A 16,716-nucleotide genomic window follows, 5' to 3' on the forward strand; every position below is an offset into this window, starting at 1 on the left:
GCATGGGACGCGGTGACGGATCGGGCCGCATCGTCTCGCCGGAAGGCGCGGACGACACCGGCACGGGCATCCTGCATGTCGACATGGATGCCTTCTACGCGGCGGTCGAGGTGCTCTACGACCCGTCGCTGCGTGGCCTGCCGCTGATCATCGGCGGGCGCGACGGGCGCTCGGTGGTCTCCAGCGCGTCCTACGAGGCGCGCCGCTTCGGGGTGCGCAGCGCGATGCCGGTCGGGCAGGCGCTGCGGCTGTGCCCGAGCGCGCGCGTCGTGCCGCCGGACTTCACCCGCTACCAGGCGGTCTCGGCCCAGGTGATGGAGATCTTCCAGAGCATCACCCCGCTCGTCGAGCAGCTCTCGATCGACGAGGCGTTCCTCGACGTGCGCGGAGTGCGCCGGCTGTGGGGGAGTCCGGGTGAGATCGCGGCGCTGATCAGACGACGGGTGCGCGACGAGGTCGGCATCACCTGCAGTGTCGGAGTCGCTGCCACGAAGCACGTCGCGAAGATGGCGTCGACCGTCTCCAAACCCGACGGGATGCTCGTGGTCCCGGCCGCGCGGACGCAGGAGTTCCTCGACCCGCGACCGGTCGGGGCCATGTGGGGGGTCGGGCCGAAGGCCGCCGAGGCGCTGCAGCGCCGCGGCATCCGTCTGATCCGGGATGTGCGAGAGGCGCCGCCCGAAGCGCTGGAGCGCGCCGTCGGTCCTGCGCTCGGGCAGCGGATGCAGGACCTCGCCCGCGGCCTCGACGCGCGCGCCGTCGAGACGGAGCGGGTGGAGAAGAGCGTCGGTCACGAGGAGACCTTCGACCGCGACATCGACGATCGAGACCTGCTCCGCTCGGAGCTGCTGCGCCTGGCCGACCGTGTCGGGGCGCGCCTGCGCACCTCGGGGTGGCATGCGGGAGCTGTGGCGATCAAGATCCGCTTCGCCGACTTCACCACGCTGAGCCGCACCGTATCGCTGGCCGAGCCCACCGACGTGGGGCAGCGCATCGGAGAGACGGCGATCGCCCTGTTCGCCCAGATCGAGCGCAGGCACCCCGTGCGACTGGTCGGGGTGCGGGCCGAGAAGCTGCGTCCGGCGGGGACGTCGGCGATGGCGCTGTGGGATGACGACGAAGACCAGCGTCGGCTCGAGGGCACGCTCGACGACGCACGGGCCCGATTCGGCATCGGCATGATCACCCGGGCACGTCACGTGGGTACGACGGATCGGCGCGGCGGCAACGGGGCCGAGCCGCGGCCGTTCGGCCGCGAATGACCGAGTTGCCGATTCGATAGCGTGGTGTCATGTCGACAGCCTCCGCCCCCGATCCCTTCGGAGAGCAGCTCAGCGCGGCGACCGCCCGTATCTGCGATGCGGTCACCGCCGTGTCGGCATCGAACCCGGTCGTGATCATCGACGGTCGCAGCGGCGCCGGCAAGAGCAGCCTGGCGGCCCGCGTCGCGCGAGCGTGGCCGCTGAGCACGCCCGTGCAGATGCTCGCGCTGGATTCGGTCTATCCCGGCTGGGACGGGCTCGAGCGCGGTGCGCAGATCGTACGGGAGCAGGTGCTGCGTCCGCACGGGCGCGGTCTGATCGGCATCTGGCAGCGCTGGGACTGGGAGCGGGAGGAAGAGGCCGAGGCGCATGCGGTCGATCCGTCCCTCGGGCTGATCGTCGAAGGCTGCGGTTCGCTCACACCGACAACGGTCCCGCTCGCGGATGTCACCGTCTGGGTCGATGGACCACGCGATTCGCGACGGCGACGCGCTCTCGAGCGCGACGGAGACGGCTTCCGCAGCCACTGGGACATGTGGGCGGCGCAGGAGGACGCGCACATCGCGCGGCACGAGCCGCAGAGACTCGCTCACGTGCAGGTGGCTACGCCGTAGCGGCGTCCGCATCGTCGGCGCGCTGGATCAGGTCGTCCAGCCGGTACCCGAGCCAGTCATACACGTGGAACCGCGCGTCGTGCGGGTCGTGACGGTCGTCGTGGTCGACGCCGAGGCGCGACGCCACGACCAGCCTGATCGCGGCGAGAGTGCGCATCCACGCGTCGACGTGCGCGGCGGGGATGCCGACGTCGTGCGCGGCGAGCACGTCGCGATCGTCGTCGTCGTCGATGTCGAAATCGATGAGACCCTCGCGCATGACGAGGGCGTCCTTGCGACGGCGGTCGAACAGCTCGCCCCGGGTGCTGCGGCGGAATTCCGCTGCCGCGGCGCCGTCATCCGGGTAGGCGACCGGAGCCAGTCGTGCCAGCGCGGGATCGGCGTCCGTACGCGGCCCTGCGACGAGCTCGAGAAACTCGTCGATCAGGTGCAGCAGATTGCGTCCTTCGATCCAGGCGATCGAGATCGACACGCTCACTGCGGAACCCGCCGGATGGTCGCCCACAGCCCGAAGTCGTGCATCGCCTGGGCGTGCACCTCCATCGTCTCCCGCGGCCCGGTGGCCACGACGGCGTGCCCGTCGTTGTGCACCGCCAGCATGAGAGCCGTCGCACGCTCTTCGGGGTACCCGAAGTAGCGACGGAACACGCGCACGACATAGCTCATGAGGTTGACCGGGTCATCCCACACGACCAGCTGCCAGGGCACCAGCGGTGCGACCGTCAGCTGCTCGTCGAGCACGGGAGTGGATGCCGGGATGCTCATGCCCACCCCAGCTCATGCAGCTGCTCGTCGTCGATGCCGTAGAAGTGCGCGATCTCATGGACGAGCGTGGTGTGGATCTCGTCGCGCAGCTCATCTTCGTCGGCACAGGCGGCGAGATGCGCGTGCCGGTACACGATGATCCGATCCGGCAGCTCGCCCATGCCGTACTGGCCGCGATCGGTGAGGGCGAATCCCTCGTAGAGGCCGAAGAGGTCGCTGCCGTCGTCGGGTTCGTCCTCGACGACGAAGACGAGGTTGTCGAGTCCGTCGACCATGTCGTCGGGCAGCTTGTCGAGCTCCTCGATGACGAGCGCCTCGAAGTCCTCTGCGGTCATGTCCATGCCGCCGTCGGGCAGAGCCTGCGCGTCGGAGTCGAGGGAGGAGGACATGCTTCGATGCTAGCCGGGCAAGAGGTCCGTGTCGGGAGCGACCTCCGACGCGCAAAGACGACGATCGAGCTTGATCACGACCATGCCATCGGAGCGGCACGACCGACACGACGAAGCCCCCGGGTTCGTGACGAACCCGGGGGCTTCTCTGGGGTGAGTAACGGGGCTTGAACCCGCGACCCCCGCGACCACAACGCGGTGCTCTACCAGCTGAGCTATACCCACCATGTGCCCGCCTGAGCGGGCGACTCGACAAGTCTATTACATGTTCAGAGTGAACTCTGACACCGTGCGGTCGGCGATGTCGCGCGCCTGCTCGGAGGAGGGGCCGGGGGCGTCGGCGAACACCGCCGAGCGGTAATAGCGCAGCTCGCGGATCGACTCGAGGATGTCGGCCAGCGCCCGGTGGCCGCCGTTCTTCTCCGGAGCCTGGAAGAACACGCGAGGGTACCAGCGACGCGCGAGCTCTTTGATGCTCGAGACGTCGACGTTCCGGTAGTGCAGGTACTGGTCGACGTTCTGCATGTACGTGGCGAGGAACATCCGGTCGGTGCCGATCGTGTTGCCGGCCAGCGGAGCCTTGCGCTCGAGGGGGACGAAGCGCTTGATGTAGGCGAGTGTCTGCTCCTCGGCATCGGCGAGGCTGACGCCGGTCGGGATCTCGTCGATCAGGCCCGAGGTGCGGTGCATCTCGGTGACGAAGTCGTTCATGTTCGCGAGTGCGGCGTCGCTCGGCTTGATGACGACCTGGAAGCCGGGGTCGAGCAGGTTAAGCTCGAAATCGGTGACCACGACGGCGATCTCGACGAGTTCGTCGACCGAGAGGTCGAGGCCCGTCATCTCGCAGTCGATCCACACGAGCCGGTCGTTCTCAGCAGCAGAAACCATGGTTCGATCCTAGCGACGGGGCCCGACACGGTAATCTGGAGCCGGCACGCCTCCTTAGCTCAGAGGAAGAGCATCGGCTTTCTAATCCGTTGGTCGCAGGTTCGAATCCTGCAGGGGGCACTTCGTCAGTTCCGCAGCGCGGCGACCGCATCGTCGGCATCCCAGAATTCGCCGATCAGGCGGAAGGCTCCGGAAGCCAGGTGCAGACGCTCCGCGCGGTAGCGGATGCCCAGGGGGTCGGCGATCACGCGCAGATGTCCGCGGATGCGCCCGCGTGCGTCGACGACGCGCCACAGATGGTCGCCTGCCCTGTCGAGGTGCTCGGCGCGCGTGCGCAGCGCGGGAGTCTCCCACAGCAGAGCGGGGTGTGTCTCAGTCAGCGATGTCATGCTGTCTCCTTCTCTGATTCGAACATATGGACGGCCACCGACATTCCGTCCCGTAGACTCGGCGGCATGCCCGCGACCTCTCCGTATGCCGCTCGCCTCGCCGAGATCCCGGTCGAACGCCGAGAGGTACAGGTGCAGGGGTCGACGACCGCGTACTGGGTGTACGGCGAGGCGGCAGACGATGCCCCGACGATCGTCACCGTGCACGGATTCCGCGGCGAGCATCACGGGCTCGAGCCGGTCGTGGCGTACCTGCCCGGCATCCGGATCATCTCGCCGGACCTGCCGGGCTTCGGCGAGACACCGCCGATACCGGATCGCGATCACGACCTCGGGCTCTACACCGGCTGGCTCTGCGAGTTCGCGCGTACCGTCGCGCCTGGAGCGATCATCCTCGGGCACTCGTTCGGCTCGATCGTCGCGGCGGCCGCCGTCGCGAGCGGACTCGAGACGCCGCGGCTCATCCTGATCAACCCGATCGGCGCCCCGGCCCTCGAGGGGCCGAAAGGGCTGCTCACCCGGATCGCGGTGCTGTACTACGCCCTCGGTGCGCGTCTGCCCGAACGCTGGGGGACGGCCCTGCTGCGGCATCCGCTCACGGTGCGTGTCATGAGCATGGCGATGGCCAAGACCCGCGACCCGGCGCTGCGCAGGTTCATCCACGACCAGCACGACACCTACTTCTCGCGCTTCGCCGATCGCGACGTGCTGCACGACGCCTTCGTGACCAGCGCCTCACATGACGTGCGGGCGTTCGCCGGCGTGATCGACGTGCCGACTCTGCTGATCGCGGCTCAACGTGACGACATCACGCCGATCGAGGCCGAGCGCCGCCTCGCTACGCTGTTCCCTCACGCGGAGCTGGTCGAGATCGCCGACGTCGGGCACCTCATCCACTATGAGACGCCGGCCGAGGCGGCCGGAGCGATCCGGCGCTTCCTCAGACTTCCCGTCGTGCGAGGCCGATGAGCCCGGCCACCCGGAACGGGATCACCTCTCCCATCGCGAGCGAGGTCTCGGTGCGCTCGACGCCGTCGATCGACAGGATCCTGGCGTCGGTGTCGAACAGGTGACGAGCGTCCCGGCACGCGACCCTGGCGAGCAGGTCGATCGACCCGCTCAGCCCGTGCGCCTGCACGATCTCGGGAACCCGTGACAGCTCGGCGATGATCCGCGGCAGCTCGGTCTGCCGCACGCCGATGCTGATGAAAGCCTGCAGCGGGAATCCGAGCACCTCGGTCGAGAACGAGCGCTCGTACGACTCGAAGACGCCCGTCTGCTCGAGGCGGGCCATCCGGGCCTGGATCGTGTTCCGCGACAGGCGAAGCCGGTCGGCCAGCTTCACCACGGTCGTGCGCGGGTCCTCCGCCAAGGCGGTGAGCAGTTCGAGGTCTGTGCGGTCCAGGACGGGCATAACGCCACACGATAGCAGGGCTGCAGTCGGGGCGACTGCGCAACATGCTCAGCAAACGCGCACATGCTTGAGCGACGTGTCAGCCCGACGTAGCATTCGACTAAGCCCGACGCAGCCGTCGGGAAACCGTGCATGCCTCACGAAGGCCGCCACGTCAGGAGGACGCCGATGTCACCGAACACCAGCCCGATCGTCGACGCTCAGAACGATCTCGAACTCACCGAGCGCATCATCGCGCCCGACGGCACGCGCGTGTCGAACCCTGGACTCGATCGCTGGATCGCCGACGTCGACTACCAGGCGATGCGCGAGCTGCACCGCGACATGGTGGTGCTGCGGCGCATCGACTCGGAGGGCGTGGCGCTGCAGCGCCAGGGCCAGCTCGGCCTGTGGGCGCCGTGCAACGGCCAGGAGGCCGCGCAGATCGGCACCGGCCGTGCCCTCGCGCCGAAGGACTTCGTCTTCCCCAGCTACCGCGAGACCGGCGTGATGTACACCCGCGGTGCCGAGCCGGGCGACTACGTGCGCATGTGGCGCGGTGAGGAGGGCGCGGCCTACGACCCCGCCCGGATCGGCATCGCTCCGCTGCAGATCATCATCGGCGCGCAGACCCTGCACGCGGTCGGCTACGGCATGGGCATCCTGCACGACGGCGCCGACGAGGTCGCCGTCACCTACTTCGGCGACGGCGCCACCAGTCAGGGCGACGTCAACGAGGCGATGATCTTCGCCTCGTCGTATCGCGCACCCGTCGTGTTCGTCTGCCAGAACAACCACTGGGCGATCTCCGAGCCGGTCGGACTGCAGTCGCAGTACCCGCTGGCCGGTCGCGCGCCCGGGTTCGGCATCCCGAGCCTGCGCGTCGACGGCAACGACGTGCTCGCCTGCATGGCGGCGATGCGCTGGGCGCTCGATCACGCGCGCACGGGCAAGGGGCCCGCCTACCTCGAAGCAGTGACCTACCGCATGGGGCCGCACACCACGGCCGACGACCCGAAGCGCTACCGTGACGACGCCGAACTCGCCCTGTGGCGCGATCGCGACCCGATCGCGCGCCTCGAGGCGCATCTCCGTGCGGCCGGCGAGCTGACCGACGAGCACCTCGACTCCGTGCAGAAGGCCGCAGACGACATCGCCCGCGAGATGCGCGCCGCGTGCATCGGCATGCAGACCCGCCCGGCCCTCGCCGTGTTCGATCGCGTGTACGCCGAGCCGCACTCCGGCCTCGAACGCCAGCGCGACGAGTACGCGGCCTACCTCGCCTCGTTCGAGGAGGCCTGAGATGACGCAGATGACGATGGGCAAGGCCCTCAACGCGGGGCTGCGCCAGGCGATGCTCGACGACGAGAAGGTCGTGCTGATGGGTGAGGACATCGGCACCCTCGGTGGCGTGTTCCGCATCACCGACGGGCTCAAGGACGAATTCGGGGCGAAGCGGGTGATCGACACGCCGCTCGCCGAATCCGGCATCGTCGGCACCGCGGTCGGGCTCGCGTTCCGGGGTTACCGTCCGGTGGTGGAGATCCAGTTCGACGGATTCATCTACCCCGCGTTCGACCAGATCGTCTCGCAGGTCGCGAAGCTGCACTACCGCACCCAGGGCCGGGTGAAGATGCCGATCACGATCCGCGTGCCCTGGGCGGGCGGCATCGGCGCAGCCGAGCATCACTCCGAATCGCCCGAGGCCTACTTCGTGCACACGGCCGGGCTGCGTGTGATCGCCGTCTCCGACCCGCAGGACGCGTACCGCTGCCTGCGCCAGGCCATCGCCTGCGACGACCCAGTGCTGTTCTTCGAGCCGAAGCGCCTGTACCACCACAAGGGTGAGGTAGACCTCGCGGCGCCGCTCGCCGACGCGCCTCCGATGGGTGTCGCCCGGGTGGTGCGCCAGGGGACCGATGCCACGATCATCACCTACGGCGCGATGGTGAGCACTGCACTCGACGCGGCCGCCGCGGCGGAGGACGAGGGCGTCTCGCTCGAGGTCATCGACCTGCGCTCACTCTCGCCCGTCGACTACGAGACCGTCTCCGCCTCGGTGCGGCGCACCGGTCGGGTGGTCGTCGCGCACGAGGCGTCCCGCGAGGCGGGTGTGGCCGCTGAGGTCATCGCGAGCATCACCGAATACTGCTTCGAGTACCTCGAGGCGGCGCCCGTGCGCGTCACCGGGCACGACATCCCGTATCCCCCCGCGAAGCTCGAGAAGTTCCACCTTCCCGACCTCGACCGCATCCTCGACGCCGTCGACCGGGTGCTCGATCGTGCGCACACACTGAGTGCCGTGGACGCGAAGGGAGACGAGCGGTGAACGCCGAGTTCCGCCTGCCCGACCTGGGCGAAGGGCTGACCGAAGCCGAGGTCGTGCAATGGCTCGTGCAGCCGGGCGACGCCGTCGCGCTGAACCAGACGCTCGCCGAGGTCGAGACGGCCAAGGCCATCGTCGAACTGCCCTCTCCGTACGAGGGCACCGTCGCCGTGCTGCACGCCGACGCGGGCGACACCGTAGCGGTCGGCGCCCCGCTGATCGCCTTCGACGTCGCCGGCGACGAGTCCGCGCCCTCGACGTCTCCCGCCGCGGCCGAGGCGGAGGAGGGGAAGGCGCAGCCCAATCTCGTCGGATACGGCGCAGCGCCGGCATCCGGAGGCCGTCCGGCCCGACGTGCCCGACGGGGCGGTGCGGCCCCGGCGGTCGCCGCGGATGCCGACGTGCTCGAGGCGGCCCCGCACGACGCGCTTCCGCCCAGCGTCGCCGAGCCGGCGGTGGGGGAGCGGCCCCGCTCGACCCCACCGGTGCGCGCGCACGCGAAGCGCCTCGGCGTCGATCTCGCGCTGGTCGCCGCCGACGTCGGAGATCGGGTGATCACCCGCGACGATGTGGATGCCTATGCCGAGCGCACGGGCTCGGCCGCTGCGGCGAGCGAGCCGGCATCGGTTGCGTCGCCTGCCCTTCAGCTCGTGCCGTCGGGAGCGCGTGCGCAGACCCGCATCCCGATCAAGGGTGTGCGCAAGCACACCGCCCAGGCGATGGTGCACAGCGCGTTCACCGCTCCGCACGTCACCACGTTCCACACCGTCGACGTCACGGCGACCATGGAGCTGATCGATCAGCTGAAGGCCGACAGGTCACTCGCCGAGCACCGCATCGGACCGCTCGTGGTGATCGCGAAGGCGGTGGCTCTCGCTCTCGGCCGCAACCCGTCGCTGAACGCGACATGGGACGAGCCTGCGGGCGAGATCGTGCACAATCACTTCGTCGATCTGGGCATCGCCGCCGCGACCGAACGCGGCCTGATCGTGCCGATCATCCGCGACGCCGAGCGACTGTCCCTCACGGGGATGGCCGACGCGCTCGCCCAGCTCACGCAGACGGCACGTGCCGGCAGGACCAGCCCGGCGGAGCTCGCCGGCGGCACCTTCTCGATCACCAACATCGGCGTGTTCGGCATCGATGCGGGCACGCCGATCCTGCCGCCGGGGCAGTCCGGGATCCTCGCCGTCGGGGCGGTGCGACGTCAGCCGTGGGAGTACCGCGGTGAGATCGCCCTGCGTCAGATGATGACGCTGAGCCTGTCGTTCGACCACCGGCTCGTCGACGGGGCCGAGGGCGCGCGCTTCCTCAAGGACGTCGCCGACATCCTCGAGCAGCCGGGCCGGGCTCTGCTCTACTGAGCCGCGGCGCGCCGGTGCGGGTCGACCCGGTCAGACATCGCCTGCGGTCAGAGCGGCCATCGCCATCGCGGCGAGCACACGCGCGGTGTCGGTGCGCGTGCGCAGCGCGGCCGACGTGCTGTGCGGGGTGGAGTTCAGCAGCCCGAAGCACGCCTGGACGCGCAGACGCAGCTCCTCCCGCTCGCCCGTCACGAGAGCGCCGAGCGCGTCGATCCACAGTCCGATGTAGGCACGCTGCAGTCGCCGCACGTCCGATCGCGACCCTTCCGTCAGATGGGAGAGGTCGCGGTCCTGCACGCGGATGACGTCGGCGTTGCGCAGCGCGAAGTCGACGTGGAAGTCGACGAGCATCGCCATGCGGATGCGTTCATCGGCTGTTCCGTGCACGACCGCACTGCCGCCGGTGACGAGGTCCTCGCTCACGCCGATGAGCAGCGCGCCGAGGAGTGCCTGCTTACCGGCGAAGTGCCGGTACACGGCGGGGCCGGAGACGCCGACCGCGGCGCCGATGTCCTCCAGGCTCACGCTCGAGTACCCCCGCGCGCCGAACAGGGCGGCGGCCGCGACGAGGATCGCATCGGTGCGCTCCGCTTTGGCGCGGTTGCGCGACGTGACAGGCGTTGTCATTTCGGTTAATCCTCGCTAACCTGAATTGCCGGGGTTAGTGAACACTAACCTTTCTGGCGCGAATTTTCCGCAATGGTCGAGGAGGACCCGCGATGCCGGCCACCCAGCAGACTCTCGCCGCAGAACTGCGCGAGCGCCTCGCCGCCGCCGCAGTCGGCGGACCGGAGCGCTCCCGCGAACGGCATGTCGCCCGCGGCAAGATGCTGCCGCGCGACCGTGTCGACCGGCTGCTCGACCCAGGAAGTCCCTTCATCGAGGTCGCCCCTCTCGCCGCGAACGGACTGTACGGCGATGAGGCTCCGGGTGCCGGGGTGGTCGCCGGCATCGGGCTGGTGCACGGCAGGCACGTGATGGTCGTCTGCAACGACCCGACCGTCAAGGGCGGCACGTACTTCCCGATGACGGTGAAGAAGCATCTGCGCGCGCAGGAGATCGCGATCGAGAACCGTCTGCCCTGCCTCTATCTCGTCGACTCGGGCGGCGCCTTCCTCCCGAAGCAGGACGAGGTGTTCCCCGACCGCGACCACTTCGGTCGCATCTTCTTCAACCAGGCGCGCATGTCGGCGGAGGGGATCCCGCAGCTCGCGGCCGTGCTCGGCTCGTGCACGGCCGGCGGCGCGTACGTGCCGGCGATGAGCGACCAGACCGTGATCGTGCGGGGCCAGGGCACCATCTTCCTCGGCGGTCCGCCGCTGGTGAAGGCCGCGATCGGTGAGGTCGTCACCGCCGAGGAGCTGGGTGGGGGAGAACTGCACGCCCGTCGCTCGGGGGTCGTCGATCACCTGGCCGACGACGACGAGCACGCCCTCGAGATCCTCCGTGACATCGTCGCGACGCTGCCGCAGCCGGCGCCGCCGGCGTGGCACGTCGGGCCGAGCATCGGTCCCCGCGAGACCGGAAGCCTCTACGACGTCGTGCCCGTCGACGTCAACGCCGCGTACGACGTGCACGAGGTGATCGACCGGCTCGTCGACGCCGACAGCGTCAGCGAGTTCAAGCCCGAGTACGGCACCACCCTCGTGACCGCATTCGCTCGGCTGCACGGACACCCGATCGGGATCGTCGCCAACAACGGCGTGCTGTTCAGCGAATCCGCGCTGAAGGGCGCGCACTTCATCGAGCTCTGCGACCAGCGCGGCATCCCGCTGCTGTTCCTGCAGAACATCACCGGATTCATGGTCGGCACCGAGGCCGAGGCCGGCGGCATCGCGAAGGACGGCGCGAAGATGGTGACCGCCGTCGCCACCACCCGCGTGCCGAAGCTGACCGTCATCATCGGCGGCTCGTTCGGCGCTGGCAACTACTCGATGTGCGGTCGCGCGTACTCGCCGCGATTCCTGTGGAGCTGGCCGGCCAGCCGCATCTCGGTGATGGGCGGCCCGCAGGCGGCATCCGTCCTCGCCACGGTGAAGGAGGATCAGCTCACCGCGGCGGGAACACCGTGGACCGCCGAGCAGCGCGCCGAGTTCGAGGCGCCCGTCCGTAGCCAGTACGAGGCGCAGGGCGAGCCGTACTACGCCACCGCGCGGCTGTGGGATGACGGGATCGTCGACCCCGACCAGACCCGCGACCTGCTCGGACTCGCGCTCGACGTCGTCTCCCGGACGCCCCTGCCCGACCCGCGCTTCGGCCTGTTCCGGATGTGAGCACCATGACCATCGACACCGTCCTCGTCGCCAACCGCGGCGAGATCGCCCGCCGCATCATCCGCACCCTGCGCGACCTCGGAATGCGCAGCGTCGCCGTCTACAGCGACGCCGACGCGCACGCGCCGCACGTCCGCGAAGCAGACCAGGCCGTCCATATCGGAGGATCGGCTGCGTCGGATTCGTACCTGAACGTGGATGCCATCCTGGCCGCCGCACAAGCATCCGGAGCCCAGGCCATCCACCCCGGATACGGATTCCTCTCCGAGAGCGTCCAGCTGGCCCGCGCCTGCGCGGGCGCCGGTGTGACCTTCATCGGACCCGGCGAGCGCGCGCTCGAGATCATGGGCGACAAGGCGACGGCGCGCGACCACGTCGCGCGCCACGGCGTGCCCGTGGTGCCCGGATTCACGGCCGCAGGCCTCGACGACGACCAGATCCGCGCGGGTGCCGACGAGGTCGGCTATCCGCTGCTCGTCAAGCCCAGCGCGGGCGGCGGCGGCAAGGGGATGGAGATCGTCCGCGCCGGCGACGAGCTCGCCGGCGCCCTCGCGACCGCGCGGCGCGTCGCCACCGCGGCGTTCGGCGACGACTCGATGGTGCTCGAGCGCCTCGTGCAGCGGCCGCGGCACATCGAGGTGCAGGTCTTCGGCGACACGCACGGCACGGTCATCGCCCTCGGTGAGCGGGAATGCACCCTGCAGCGTCGCCACCAGAAGGTGATCGAGGAGGCGCCCGCGGCGCATCTTCCCGACGCGGTGCGCCGGCGGCTGCTCGACGCGGCGGTGGCCGCGGCGAAGAGCGTCGACTACGTCGGCGCCGGCACGGTGGAGTTCCTCGTCGAGGCCGACGCCGTCGACGACGTGTTCTTCATCGAGATGAACACGCGTCTGCAGGTCGAGCATCCGGTCACCGAGGAGGTCACCGGTCTCGACCTCGTCGCCCTGCAGCTGCACATCGCCGCCGGCGGTGCGATCGATCCGGCCCCCGCCGTGCGCGGTCACGCCGTCGAGGCCCGGGTGTACGCGGAATCGCCGGAGCGCGGGTTCCTGCCGTCCACCGGCCGCGTTCTGCTATTCGATCCTCCCCGCGACGTGCGGGTGGATGCCGCGATCGAGACGGGTTCGGAGATCAGCGGGTTCTACGACCCGATGATCGCGAAGGTCATCGCATACGGCGCCGATCGTGCGACGGCGCTGCGCCGTCTGGACGCCGCTCTCGCCCGCACCGTCGTGCTGGGAGTCGAGACGAACATCGCCTTCCTGCGCGCACTGCTCCGCGACGAGCGCGTGCGGCGGGGCGACCTCGACACGGGCCTGATCGAGACGATGCTGCCGTTCATCCCTTCGCAGCCGACGCCGGCGATGCTGGCTGCTGCCGCGGCCGCTGCCGCTGCCGCGCAGGCTGCCACGCAGGCTGGTCCGAGCAGTCGCCCGAGGGCCTCCGCCGACGTCTGGCACGAGCTGCCGGGATGGCGTATCGGCGGCGCTGCGGCGCCGCCCCATACCGCGTTCGTGACCGACGACGACACGATCGTCGAAGCGCCGGCAGCGTACACGCACGGCATCCCGACGGCGACCGACGACGACGGCGCCGTGTGGGTCTTCGCCGACGGCAGGACCGCGCGCCTGCGTCCGCTCTCCCGCAGGGGACGCATGCAGCGCCGCCTCGCCGAGCGGGGGCGCGCATCCGGGCCGAGCCAACCCGAGGGCCGTGCCCCCATGCCGGGCAGCATCGTGGCTGTCCACGTCGACGACGGCGACCTGGTGCACGCGGGAGATCCGCTCGTCTCGATCGAGGCGATGAAGATGGAGCATCCGGTGCTCGCGCCCCTCGACGGCACGGTGCACCTGCTGGTCGCCCTCGGCGACCAGGTGCGACGGGACCAGCCCGTGGCACGAGTCAGCGAACAGGAGACAGAATGAGCGCCCAGACCGAACTGACCGGTGTCGACCTCAACGAAGAGCAGCGTGAGCTCGCCGCGATGGTGCGCGAGTTCGCGGACGAGGTCGTCGCGCCGCAGGCGTACGAGGCGGATCGCACGCACACGCTCAACCTTGACGTCGTACGGCAGATGGGCGAGATGGGCCTGTTCGGGCTGCCCTTCTCGGAGGAGTACGGCGGGCAGGGCGGCGACTACCTCGCGCTCGGCCTTGCAATCGAAGGCATCGCCCGCGTCGACCAGTCGCTCGCCATCACCCTCGAGGCCGGCGTGAGCCTGGGCGCGATGCCGGTCTACCGCTTCGGCACCGAGGCGCAGAAGCAGGAGCACCTGCCCGCGCTGCTCGCGGGCGAGGCTCTGGCGGGCTTCGGCCTCACCGAGCCGGAGGCGGGAAGCGATGCCGGCGCCACCCGCACGACGGCGCGTCTCGACGGCGGCGAGTGGGTGCTCAACGGCAGCAAGCAGTTCATCACCAACTCGGGCACGGCGATCACCCGCTTCGTGACCATGACCGCGGTCACCGGCGAGACCGAGGGGCGCAAGGAGATCTCCACGATCCTCGTCCCGAACGGCACTCCGGGATTCACCGTCGAGCCGCCGTACGACAAGGTGGGCTGGAACGCTTCCGACACCCATCCGCTCACCCTCGCCGACGCTCGCGTCCCCGAGGCCAATCTGCTCGGCGAGCGCGGGCTCGGCTTCAAGAACTTCCTCAGCATCCTCGACGAGGGGCGCATCGCGATCGCCGCTCTCGCGACGGGCGCCGCGGAGGGATGCCTGGAGGCCGCCGTCGACTACGCCAACAAGCGCACCGTGTTCGGCGCGGCGCTGAGCACGAGGCAGAACGCCCAGTTCACCCTGGCCCGCATGCGCGCCCGGGTGCACACCGCCCGTCTGGCCTGGCACCACGCCGCACGCCTGCGCGACGCCGGTCGCCCGTTCGCCGAGGAGGCCGCGATCGCCAAGCTCGTGTCGGGCGAGGCGGCGATGGACAACGCTCGCGACGCGACGCAGATCTTCGGCGGCAACGGCTTCATGAACGAGTACTCCGTCGCGCGGCACTACCGCGACTCGAAGATCCTCGAGATCGGCGAGGGCACCACCGAGGTGCAGCTGCTCGTCATCGCCCGATCGCTGGGCCTGGTCGGATAGCGTTCGAGCATGACCGACATCGTTCAGCGCGGACTGTACTTCGAGGAGTTCGAGGTGGGCGCGCGGTACCTGCACCGGCCGGGCCGCACGGCCACCGAGGCCGACAACGTGCTCTTCTCCACCCTCACGATGAACACGCAGGCGCTCCACCTCGACGCGGCGTTCGCCGACGCGCAGCAGCCGTTCGGCGAGCGGCTGATGAACTCGATGTGGACGCTGTCGACGATGGTCGGCGCGTCGGTGGCACAGCTCACCCAGGGCACGCTGGTCGCGCAGCTGGGGCTCGGCGACATCTCGTTCCCGCATCCGCTGTTCCACGGCGACACGCTGTACACCGAGAGCGTGATCGTCGACAAGCGCCTCTCGGCCTCCCGACCCGGTCAGGGCATCTGCACGATCGAGCACACCGGACGAAATCAGGACGATGTTGTCGTGGCGAAGGCCACCCGCACCGCACTGATGCGCTGCCTGCCGGACGGCGAGCGATGACCCTCGGCATGGGCCCGGCGCTGCTGTTCTGCCCGGCAGACCGCCCCGAGCGGTTCGCGGGGGCGCTGCAGAAGGCGGATGCCGTGATCCTCGATCTCGAGGATGCGGTGCTTCCGGATGCCAAGGCGCAGGCCCGCGAGAACGTCATCGCCGCCGATCTGGATCCCGCCCGCGTCATCGTGCGGGTGAACGCGCCCGAGACCGCGGAGTTCGCACGTGACGTCGAGGCGGTGCAGCGCACGCCGTTCCGCACAGTGATGGTGGCCAAGAGCGAGGACCCGGCGGCGTTCGATGCGTTCGGCGCGGACGGCGTGGAGTTCGGGCTGATCGCTCTCTGCGAGACGGCGCGCGGCGTGCACCGCGCGGGCGAGATCGCGGCTCACCAGCGCACCGTCGGGATGATGTGGGGCGCGGAGGACCTCGTCGCATCCCTCGGCGGCATGTCGAGCCGCTTCCCGGACGGACGCTACCGCGACGTCGCCCGCACGGCGCGGGCACAGGTGCTGCTCGCAGCCGGCGCGTATGGCCGGACGGCCGTCGACGCGGTGCACCTCGACATCGACGACGTGAGCGGACTCGCCGCTGAGGCCGCGGATGCGGTGGCATCCGGGTTCGGGGCGACCGCGTGCATCCACCCGAAGCAGGTTCCGGTGATCCGTGACGCGTACCGACCCGACGACGCCACCTTCGCCTGGGCTGAGGCCGTGCTGACGGCAGCCGCGGGGGAGCGGGGCGTGTTCCGCTTTGCGGGGCGGATGATCGACGAGCCCGTGCTGCGGCACGCCCGTGCGGTTCTCGCCCGGCGCTGAACGGAGCCACATTGGGCCCCGCAGCCCTCATCGGTGCCTGAGCCTGCCGAAGGGTCAGATCGGAATCGCCTCGAGCAGCCGCAGCGTGCCGCGCTCTGCCACGAAGCGGTGCACCGACCCGTTGTGCAGTGAATCACCCACCCGCGGCAGTGAGCCGCCGGACACGTGCATGAGCAGCGAGCGGATGACGCCGCCGTGGCTGACGACGATGATCGACTCCGCTCTCGGCGCCGACCGTCGACGCGCGTCGCGGACGATTCGCTCGAGGGAGTCCAGCGCGCGGTCGCGGACCTCGTCGAGGGTCTCCGCACCGGGGACCGCCGAGGTCCAGTCGCCCCAGGTCGTCAGGTAATCCTCGACGAGCATGCCCTCGCCGTCGCCGAAGGTGCGCTCGCGCAGCCCGCGCGTGAGCGCCGGCCTGCCGAGTCCGAGCTCGTCGGCGATGATCTGCGCGGTCTGCTGCGCCCGCACCAGCGGGCTCGCGTAGATCGCGTCGTACGGCTCGCCGGCGAGGGTGGCGGCCGCTCGGCGCGCGTCGTCGCGTCCGGTGTCGTTGAGCGGGATGTCCGTGGCGCCCTGGATGCGACGGGCGAGGTTCCAGTCGGTCTGTCCATGGCGTACGAGAGTCAGCAGGGTCACCACTCGAGCCTATGCGAGGCGT

The 16,716-nt window shown here is 70.0% G+C and carries 19 protein-coding genes and 2 tRNA genes; 12 read left to right on the forward strand and 9 right to left on the reverse strand.

Annotated features, from left to right (window positions below):
* Positions 1–2: 2 nt before the first annotated feature.
* Positions 3–1,262, forward strand: a complete 1,260-nt coding sequence (gene dinB / locus ACWGSM_RS12310) for a DNA polymerase IV (protein ID WP_452323211.1) — start codon at positions 3–5, stop codon at positions 1,260–1,262.
* Between the two features lie 29 nt (positions 1,263–1,291).
* A complete protein-coding gene (locus tag ACWGSM_RS12315) occupies positions 1,292–1,876 on the forward strand; it encodes a hypothetical protein (RefSeq protein WP_452323212.1) in 585 nt (194 codons plus the stop codon).
* Here ACWGSM_RS12315 and ACWGSM_RS12320 read toward each other — a convergent pair.
* The 5 genes from ACWGSM_RS12320 to orn form a co-directional block, all read right to left on the reverse strand.
* Positions 1,866–2,354 (reverse strand): DUF2017 family protein, encoded by a 489-nt coding sequence (locus ACWGSM_RS12320; protein ID WP_452323213.1) that lies wholly within the window; start codon positions 2,352–2,354, stop codon positions 1,866–1,868. The two genes, ACWGSM_RS12315 and ACWGSM_RS12320, sit on opposite strands and share 11 nt — an antisense overlap.
* Positions 2,351–2,641 carry an ATP-dependent Clp protease adapter ClpS gene (clpS, locus tag ACWGSM_RS12325; RefSeq protein WP_452323214.1) on the reverse strand — a complete coding sequence of 97 codons (291 nt, stop codon included), beginning with the start codon at positions 2,639–2,641 and terminating at the stop codon, positions 2,351–2,353. Before clpS ends, ACWGSM_RS12320 begins: the two co-directional genes overlap by 4 nt.
* Positions 2,638–2,982, reverse strand: a complete 345-nt coding sequence (locus ACWGSM_RS12330) for a metallopeptidase family protein (protein ID WP_452323259.1) — start codon at positions 2,980–2,982, stop codon at positions 2,638–2,640. Before ACWGSM_RS12330 ends, clpS begins: the two co-directional genes overlap by 4 nt.
* A gap of 197 nt (positions 2,983–3,179) precedes the next feature.
* A tRNA-His gene (locus ACWGSM_RS12335) sits at positions 3,180–3,255 on the reverse strand.
* A 36-nt stretch (positions 3,256–3,291) separates the two neighbouring features.
* Positions 3,292–3,918, reverse strand: a complete 627-nt coding sequence (orn, locus tag ACWGSM_RS12340; RefSeq protein WP_452323215.1) for an oligoribonuclease — start codon at positions 3,916–3,918, stop codon at positions 3,292–3,294.
* 48 nt (positions 3,919–3,966) lie between these two features.
* Here orn and ACWGSM_RS12345 point away from each other — a divergent pair.
* A tRNA-Arg gene (locus ACWGSM_RS12345) sits at positions 3,967–4,038 on the forward strand.
* A gap of 5 nt (positions 4,039–4,043) precedes the next feature.
* Here the strand turns inward: ACWGSM_RS12345 and ACWGSM_RS12350 are convergent.
* Complete coding sequence (locus tag ACWGSM_RS12350; RefSeq protein ID WP_452323216.1) at positions 4,044–4,307, reverse strand: hypothetical protein; 264 nt, start codon at positions 4,305–4,307, stop codon at positions 4,044–4,046.
* Positions 4,308–4,373: 66 nt separating this feature from the next.
* Here ACWGSM_RS12350 and ACWGSM_RS12355 point away from each other — a divergent pair, with 66 nt between their 5' ends.
* Positions 4,374–5,276 (forward strand): alpha/beta fold hydrolase, encoded by a 903-nt coding sequence (locus ACWGSM_RS12355; protein ID WP_452323217.1) that lies wholly within the window; start codon positions 4,374–4,376, stop codon positions 5,274–5,276.
* Here the strand turns inward: ACWGSM_RS12355 and ACWGSM_RS12360 are convergent.
* The gene (locus ACWGSM_RS12360) at positions 5,248–5,721 is read right to left on the reverse strand and encodes an Lrp/AsnC family transcriptional regulator (RefSeq protein WP_313356369.1); all 474 of its coding nucleotides are present in this window, start codon (positions 5,719–5,721) and stop codon (positions 5,248–5,250) included. The genes ACWGSM_RS12355 and ACWGSM_RS12360 overlap by 29 nt on opposite strands.
* Positions 5,722–5,889: 168 nt before the next feature.
* Here ACWGSM_RS12360 and ACWGSM_RS12365 point away from each other — a divergent pair, with 168 nt between their 5' ends.
* From ACWGSM_RS12365 to ACWGSM_RS12375, 3 genes are read left to right on the forward strand one after another with little or no spacing between them, the layout of a single operon-like run.
* On the forward strand, positions 5,890–7,002 hold the full coding sequence (locus ACWGSM_RS12365) for a thiamine pyrophosphate-dependent dehydrogenase E1 component subunit alpha (RefSeq protein WP_452323218.1): 1,113 nt from the start codon (positions 5,890–5,892) through the stop codon (positions 7,000–7,002).
* Between the two features lies 1 nt (position 7,003).
* Complete coding sequence (locus ACWGSM_RS12370; RefSeq protein WP_452323219.1) at positions 7,004–8,029, forward strand: alpha-ketoacid dehydrogenase subunit beta; 1,026 nt, start codon at positions 7,004–7,006, stop codon at positions 8,027–8,029.
* Complete coding sequence (locus ACWGSM_RS12375) at positions 8,026–9,390, forward strand: dihydrolipoamide acetyltransferase family protein (protein ID WP_452323220.1); 1,365 nt, start codon at positions 8,026–8,028, stop codon at positions 9,388–9,390. The genes ACWGSM_RS12370 and ACWGSM_RS12375 overlap by 4 nt, the downstream gene beginning before the upstream one ends.
* Positions 9,391–9,420: 30 nt before the next feature.
* Here ACWGSM_RS12375 and ACWGSM_RS12380 read toward each other — a convergent pair whose 3' ends face one another.
* Positions 9,421–10,017: a TetR/AcrR family transcriptional regulator gene (locus tag ACWGSM_RS12380; RefSeq protein ID WP_452323221.1), complete on the reverse strand. Its 597-nt coding sequence runs from the start codon at positions 10,015–10,017 to the stop codon at positions 9,421–9,423.
* 92 nt (positions 10,018–10,109) lie between these two features.
* Here ACWGSM_RS12380 and ACWGSM_RS12385 point away from each other — a divergent pair, with 92 nt between their 5' ends.
* The 5 genes from ACWGSM_RS12385 to ACWGSM_RS12405 are packed head-to-tail and all read left to right on the forward strand — an operon-like array spanning position 10,110 to position 16,055.
* On the forward strand, positions 10,110–11,663 hold the full coding sequence (locus ACWGSM_RS12385; RefSeq protein WP_452323222.1) for a carboxyl transferase domain-containing protein: 1,554 nt from the start codon (positions 10,110–10,112) through the stop codon (positions 11,661–11,663).
* 5 nt (positions 11,664–11,668) lie between these two features.
* The gene (locus ACWGSM_RS12390) at positions 11,669–13,588 is read left to right on the forward strand and encodes an acetyl/propionyl/methylcrotonyl-CoA carboxylase subunit alpha (RefSeq protein ID WP_452323223.1); all 1,920 of its coding nucleotides are present in this window, start codon (positions 11,669–11,671) and stop codon (positions 13,586–13,588) included.
* Complete coding sequence (locus ACWGSM_RS12395) at positions 13,585–14,757, forward strand: acyl-CoA dehydrogenase family protein (protein WP_452323224.1); 1,173 nt, start codon at positions 13,585–13,587, stop codon at positions 14,755–14,757. The genes ACWGSM_RS12390 and ACWGSM_RS12395 overlap by 4 nt, the downstream gene beginning before the upstream one ends.
* Positions 14,758–14,766: 9 nt before the next feature.
* Positions 14,767–15,246 (forward strand): MaoC family dehydratase, encoded by a 480-nt coding sequence (locus ACWGSM_RS12400; RefSeq protein WP_452323225.1) that lies wholly within the window; start codon positions 14,767–14,769, stop codon positions 15,244–15,246.
* Complete coding sequence (locus tag ACWGSM_RS12405) at positions 15,243–16,055, forward strand: HpcH/HpaI aldolase/citrate lyase family protein (protein ID WP_452323226.1); 813 nt, start codon at positions 15,243–15,245, stop codon at positions 16,053–16,055. The genes ACWGSM_RS12400 and ACWGSM_RS12405 overlap by 4 nt, the downstream gene beginning before the upstream one ends.
* 54 nt (positions 16,056–16,109) lie before the next feature.
* Here the strand turns inward: ACWGSM_RS12405 and ACWGSM_RS12410 are convergent, their stop codons facing one another.
* Positions 16,110–16,694, reverse strand: coding sequence for a histidine phosphatase family protein (locus ACWGSM_RS12410; RefSeq protein WP_452323227.1), 585 nt, complete (start codon positions 16,692–16,694; stop codon positions 16,110–16,112).
* Positions 16,695–16,716 lie beyond the last annotated feature (22 nt).

The sequence above is a fragment of the Microbacterium sp. NPDC055521 genome, assembly GCF_053619695.1.

Excerpts from the sequence above, each read along its gene's own strand:
- dinB (WP_452323211.1), top strand. The coding sequence starts at position 3 with ATGGGACGCGGTGACGGATCGGGCCGCATCGTCTCGCCGGAAGGCGCG.
- ACWGSM_RS12315 (WP_452323212.1), top strand. The coding sequence starts at position 1,292 with ATGTCGACAGCCTCCGCCCCCGATCCCTTCGGAGAGCAGCTCAGCGCG.
- clpS (WP_452323214.1), bottom strand. The coding sequence starts at position 2,641 with ATGAGCATCCCGGCATCCACTCCCGTGCTCGACGAGCAGCTGACGGTC.
- ACWGSM_RS12330 (WP_452323259.1), bottom strand. The coding sequence starts at position 2,982 with ATGGACATGACCGCAGAGGACTTCGAGGCGCTCGTCATCGAGGAGCTC.
- orn (WP_452323215.1), bottom strand. The coding sequence starts at position 3,918 with ATGGTTTCTGCTGCTGAGAACGACCGGCTCGTGTGGATCGACTGCGAG.
- ACWGSM_RS12350 (WP_452323216.1), bottom strand. The coding sequence starts at position 4,307 with ATGACATCGCTGACTGAGACACACCCCGCTCTGCTGTGGGAGACTCCC.
- ACWGSM_RS12355 (WP_452323217.1), top strand. The coding sequence starts at position 4,374 with ATGCCCGCGACCTCTCCGTATGCCGCTCGCCTCGCCGAGATCCCGGTC.
- ACWGSM_RS12360 (WP_313356369.1), bottom strand. The coding sequence starts at position 5,721 with ATGCCCGTCCTGGACCGCACAGACCTCGAACTGCTCACCGCCTTGGCG.
- ACWGSM_RS12365 (WP_452323218.1), top strand. The coding sequence starts at position 5,890 with ATGTCACCGAACACCAGCCCGATCGTCGACGCTCAGAACGATCTCGAA.
- ACWGSM_RS12370 (WP_452323219.1), top strand. The coding sequence starts at position 7,004 with ATGACGCAGATGACGATGGGCAAGGCCCTCAACGCGGGGCTGCGCCAG.
- ACWGSM_RS12380 (WP_452323221.1), bottom strand. The coding sequence starts at position 10,017 with ATGACAACGCCTGTCACGTCGCGCAACCGCGCCAAAGCGGAGCGCACC.
- ACWGSM_RS12385 (WP_452323222.1), top strand. The coding sequence starts at position 10,110 with ATGCCGGCCACCCAGCAGACTCTCGCCGCAGAACTGCGCGAGCGCCTC.
- ACWGSM_RS12390 (WP_452323223.1), top strand. The coding sequence starts at position 11,669 with ATGACCATCGACACCGTCCTCGTCGCCAACCGCGGCGAGATCGCCCGC.
- ACWGSM_RS12395 (WP_452323224.1), top strand. The coding sequence starts at position 13,585 with ATGAGCGCCCAGACCGAACTGACCGGTGTCGACCTCAACGAAGAGCAG.
- ACWGSM_RS12400 (WP_452323225.1), top strand. The coding sequence starts at position 14,767 with ATGACCGACATCGTTCAGCGCGGACTGTACTTCGAGGAGTTCGAGGTG.
- ACWGSM_RS12405 (WP_452323226.1), top strand. The coding sequence starts at position 15,243 with ATGACCCTCGGCATGGGCCCGGCGCTGCTGTTCTGCCCGGCAGACCGC.